Below are 4,191 nucleotides of genomic sequence, written 5' to 3'. Positions count from 1 at the left end.
GAACAGCCATCTCGATAGGCGTTGGTTGTATGGTGGAGCTGATGTCTTTTGGTTCTGGGGTTTTGATTTCGACAAGAGCAAAGGACTTGGGAGGGAACTTCTTTTTCCAGGAGTGAAGGAGGCTGTTGGATATGCCGTGTTTTCTGGCAACTGCGCTCATTGTGCTATCCATCGCTTCTGCCACGATGTTGGCCTTTTCTTCATCAGAAAACTTGCGGCGGCGTTCAACACCTGTGATGATCTGGGTTTTGCTCATGACTAAGGATAATCCTTAAGGAGACCTTAAGGACAGACCTCAACTTTTAAGGACAGTCCTCAAGGATACGTTAAGGACACATTGCCTGTCTTTTATGGGACGATTTAAGCTGGGTAAGGGCGATCGCATACGATCAGAACATTAACACACAATTTGATGATTGTTGCCTGTCATATCAGATGATAACCTTTCAACAGTTCATGTTCATTTTATCATGAGCTGGACAATCAGCTTTCACAAAGCTTACGCAACGTATCCAAAGCCTGCGGCCATGTTTTATTCATATAGGACTCAAAATCCGCCGTAACCTGAGCCTCGATATGAAGCTCTGTCCCGCCGTTTTTCGACGTAAAGGTATAATTCTCATAGGCAGGAGCCCAGGCTTTGATTTCCGGGCTATCCTTATCTTCGACTCCGTCCTTGATATAGCCCAAGTGTTTAATCGAAATAAACTCAAGTGGGCGGTTCTCGGCAATCACAGCCGTCATGCCGCTGCCCTTGGGGTCGAGGAACTGAATGGTCTCACCCTTGTTCCATGATCCTTTATAATAAGAACCCTCGGTAAAAACTGAGGTCCACTTTTTATAAGATTCTTTGTCGAGCATGATATTCCACACGCGTTCGCGTGGCGCCCGGATCTGAATGGAGAAATGCAAAGTTTTAAGCATGGCCTGTCCTCCCTTTAACGAGAAGATTAACATAAAGTCATCCAGCTTTGCATCAACTTGGGTCAATGCCGCCTGGTTCGTCTCAAGGATTTTGAAAAAATTGTGGATGCGAAGTCTTTTCATCAGGGATACGAAATTTCTTTTCCTCCTCCACCACAATCTGTTCCGCCTTCCTGGCTATTTCGGGCCAAGGCAGATCGGACATGGGCATTTTGTGTCCCGCCACCGAGCTTATAACTGCATAGCCAAATACGGTCATAGCCGCGCCGGGGTTGCAACCAAAGCTGGTGCGATCGGCTTTGGAAGCCGTCATGATCATCATTTTGGGGAGCAGGGCGAGGGCGCTGGGGTTGCGTGTGGCATCGTCGGTGGAGGAGATGAAACCTCCCGTGTAACAGCCCTGAAGGATGAGATGCTTGTTGGTGCCAGGAGCGCTCATCATAACTGCAGCCAGGGCGTCCGGTGTGATGTCTTGCGTTGCCTGGCAACGTTCCTCGTATTCGCTCTGATCCAGGACGAGGGCGGGGGCGTAGCTGTTGCAGGTACGTTTGGAGTCTGCCTTCTCCTCCTCAGGGACGGGTTCGGCGCCGTGGGATGAGATATAGAGATAAAAGTCGGTTGGGTTTTGGTTGATGGATGCTTGAATCGTGGCCAGGATATGCTCGCGCTGCGCGGGACGGCAGGTTTGAACGAAAGCCGTCAAGGTATCGAACTGGGCTTTATCAAGGTGATAGTGAACAAAATCTGGCACGGCCGAGAAACAGGCAATCTCGCTTTCTTTAATCCCCCTTTCGACAAGCAACCTATGAACAAGGTTTAATTCCTGGATGAAATTCGCATTCCCCGGCCTTCCTGCGACGAGGACTGCTTTGTATCCCGTTCTTTTTTCCGACGTGGAAAATTTGAGTGGGGAAACGCTCGATCTCTTGTCATCCTTCAGCCACGCTAGGAGAGAATAGGCGGCGTGGGTTCCATATTTTTTCAAAGGCTCGGGCTGATTCGGGGTGGTGAGAATAAAAGCCGGAAAGGAGTCGGGAAGGCCAAAATCCTGCATCAATGCTTCCCTTCCCGTTACGTCCACCTTTGCGACAAGATAGCGGCCTTTGCCGTCACGGGCCATCTCTTGCAGCGGTTTATCCAGATCCCGGCACGGTTGGCACCAATCCGCATAGAATTCCATGAGGAGCGGGGTCGGTTGGGGCTTTTTGAGCAGCTCAAGGGCCACGGCCGGATCGAGCAGGATGAGGTCACCGCTTTGAGCCGCACTGGTGAAGTCCGCGAGGGTGGTCACAGGACGGGTCGTGACACAACCTGCTACGAGAAGGAGAAACACGTGGAGCTGGAGAAAGCGCGATAGGGCTGGAAGATTCACGGTGTGGGCTCCCTGGGTATTCTGATGGGGACGGGCCTTGAATGAACGGTTTATAGGGTTTTTGCCGCGAACAGGCAAGCCATTGAGGGTGTGCGTTCCCATCTTTTCGTTCTCAGACGGGCGTCATCTCAGCTGTTTGACGGAGCCTACGCCTGAAAAAATCCTCGCCTGAAGGCAGGGATCCACTTATTGTGAACATCGGCTTTGCCTGGAGGGTCTGACATGCGCCGTCGTTTTTATCTGTCCCTGCTCTTATTCAGTGTGCTGCTCTCCGGATGTGGAGTCCTGGAGTGGAAGGATCGGGCCCTCGATGCGCTCGTGGATCGCATCCCACCGGATATGGAAGCTTCCCTGGGTAACCAGATCCTCCCCTCGGTGCTGCCGCCTGAAGCTGTCCTTAAGGATGCCGAGCTGCAAGCGCGTTTGGACAGCCTGCTCAAGCCCTTGATCGATAGAAACAAAATTCATGAGCCGAAGATTCGAATCATCATCAGCCGTGAGCCGGCCCTGAATGCATTCGCACTTCCAGGTGGGATTCTGATTTTTAATAAAGGCATGCTCATGGCCGCAGGCAGTCCTGAAGAAATTCTTGGGGTAGCCGCCCATGAACTGGCCCATGCTACCGAAAAACATGTTCTGAAATCCATGATCCAAAGCCTGGGGCTGGCAGCCATCGTGAACTTTTTCCTGGGCGATATCTCGGATCTGGGAGCTTACATCCTGCAGCAGAGCCAGGTTCTGCTGCAAAATGGTTTTACGCGCAAGCAGGAAGGCAAGGCGGATGAGATTGGGTTTGAATATCTCGTGGGCGCCAGTATCAATCCGCAAGGCATGAATCATTTCTTTCAGCGCTTGGAAAAACAAAAGTCCGAAGGCGGCGAAGGCGAAAAGCTTCAGCGCGTGAGTGCCTTTCTTTCGACCCATCCCCTGACTACGGATCGGATTCGACTGGTCGAGGAACGCATGGCGGCATTAACGCCGGCCGAGAAAGACAAACTGAAGCCTGTAAAGTTTGATCTCAAAGGGTTTCAGGAACGGCTGGCTCAAACGCGTTGAGGCGAAGCTTATGCCCAAAGGCAAGCGTCGGCATAAATTCGAAGAAGAGAGTGCAGAATCCGTTTGGCCCGACGATGGTTTATGCCCTCTTTGTCAGCGCGCGCTGGTTCCAGGGCCGACCGTTAACTATCATCACCTGGTGCCAAAAGCCTATGGCGGCAAGCGACGTTATGCCATCCACACCGTATGCCACAGCAAGATTCATAGTCTCTTTATGGAACATGAGCTGGCTGCCGTTTATAATACCTTCGAAGGTTTGCGGGAGCAGAGCGATATAGCCAAATTTATACATTGGCTCTCCAGCAAGCCGCCAACCTTTACGAGTCGTCATCAACGTTCTCATAAGAAAGACAATAAAGAGAGCCTGCTCTGAGTCCAGAGCAGGCTGTTACGATCAAGCCAGGATATCAACAAACGGGACAGAAGGGGCGCGAGCGTATCTATCGGATTGTCGGCAAGTACTCCAGCCATAGCCCGTCCCGAGCCGGCGAGGAACCAGACGGGTTTGGCTGGTGGTGAAACAGGGCTGCCGTGATCCGGGCCAAGCGAGGTGAGCGGCCTATTCCACTTCGGCCTGATTTTCAATGTATTGCTTGAGCACCGAAAGTGGAGCGCCACCAACGGTCAGCAGGCAATACGTCCTGCTCCAAAAAATCGGCTTCGAATAATATTTTTGAATGTGTTCGGAAAACTCCTTGCGGATAAGGCGGGAGCTTACCGTTTTCAGATTGCCCACGAGTTTGGATGGCTGCGCTTTTGGATTGAGTGCCATCAAAATATGGACATGATCAGCCTCGCCATTGAATTCCAAAAGACAGCAATCCCATGTTTCCAAAAGT

General features: G+C 51.5%; 6 protein-coding genes. 2 read left to right on the top strand and 4 right to left on the bottom strand.

From position 1 onward, the window contains the following. The 3 genes from VE954_RS03660 to VE954_RS03650 form a co-directional block, all read right to left on the bottom strand. The coding region (locus VE954_RS03660; protein ID WP_324949777.1) for a transposase at nt 1–256 on the bottom strand (256 nt) is incomplete at its 3' end. A 227-nt stretch (nt 257–483) separates the two neighbouring features. Beyond that, nucleotides 484–924: an SRPBCC domain-containing protein gene (locus tag VE954_RS03655; RefSeq protein ID WP_324949775.1), complete on the bottom strand. Its 441-nt coding sequence runs from the start codon at nt 922–924 to the stop codon at nt 484–486. A gap of 82 nt (nt 925–1,006) precedes the next feature. Continuing rightward, nucleotides 1,007–2,398: a thioredoxin domain-containing protein gene (locus VE954_RS03650; protein WP_324949773.1), complete on the bottom strand. Its 1,392-nt coding sequence runs from the start codon at nt 2,396–2,398 to the stop codon at nt 1,007–1,009. 120 nt (nt 2,399–2,518) lie between these two features. Between VE954_RS03650 and VE954_RS03645 the strand changes: the two genes are divergently transcribed. Together VE954_RS03645 and VE954_RS03640 are read left to right on the top strand one after the other, a co-directional pair. Then, nucleotides 2,519–3,352, top strand: coding sequence for a M48 family metallopeptidase (locus tag VE954_RS03645; protein WP_324949771.1), 834 nt, complete (start codon nt 2,519–2,521; stop codon nt 3,350–3,352). A gap of 10 nt (nt 3,353–3,362) precedes the next feature. Continuing rightward, nucleotides 3,363–3,725 carry a hypothetical protein gene (locus tag VE954_RS03640; protein ID WP_324949769.1) on the top strand — a complete coding sequence of 121 codons (363 nt, stop codon included), beginning with the start codon at nt 3,363–3,365 and terminating at the stop codon, nt 3,723–3,725. 186 nt (nt 3,726–3,911) lie between these two features. On the opposite strand, the gene tnpA is transcribed toward VE954_RS03640, so the two are convergent. Next, the coding region (tnpA, locus tag VE954_RS03635) for an IS200/IS605 family transposase (RefSeq protein ID WP_324949767.1) at nt 3,912–4,191 on the bottom strand (280 nt) is incomplete at its 5' end.

Origin of the sequence: Oligoflexus sp., assembly GCF_035638955.1 — a bacterium.
GTDB lineage: Bacteria > Bdellovibrionota_B > Oligoflexia > Oligoflexales > Oligoflexaceae > Oligoflexus.
The sequence above is the reverse complement of the archived record's forward strand: the minus strand, read 5'-3'. Positions and strand labels throughout refer to the sequence as shown.

Excerpts from the sequence above, each read along its gene's own strand:
- VE954_RS03655 (WP_324949775.1), bottom strand. The coding sequence starts at position 924 with ATGCTTAAAACTTTGCATTTCTCCATTCAGATCCGGGCGCCACGCGAA.
- VE954_RS03650 (WP_324949773.1), bottom strand. The coding sequence starts at position 2,398 with ATGGGAACGCACACCCTCAATGGCTTGCCTGTTCGCGGCAAAAACCCT.
- VE954_RS03645 (WP_324949771.1), top strand. The coding sequence starts at position 2,519 with ATGCGCCGTCGTTTTTATCTGTCCCTGCTCTTATTCAGTGTGCTGCTC.
- VE954_RS03640 (WP_324949769.1), top strand. The coding sequence starts at position 3,363 with ATGCCCAAAGGCAAGCGTCGGCATAAATTCGAAGAAGAGAGTGCAGAA.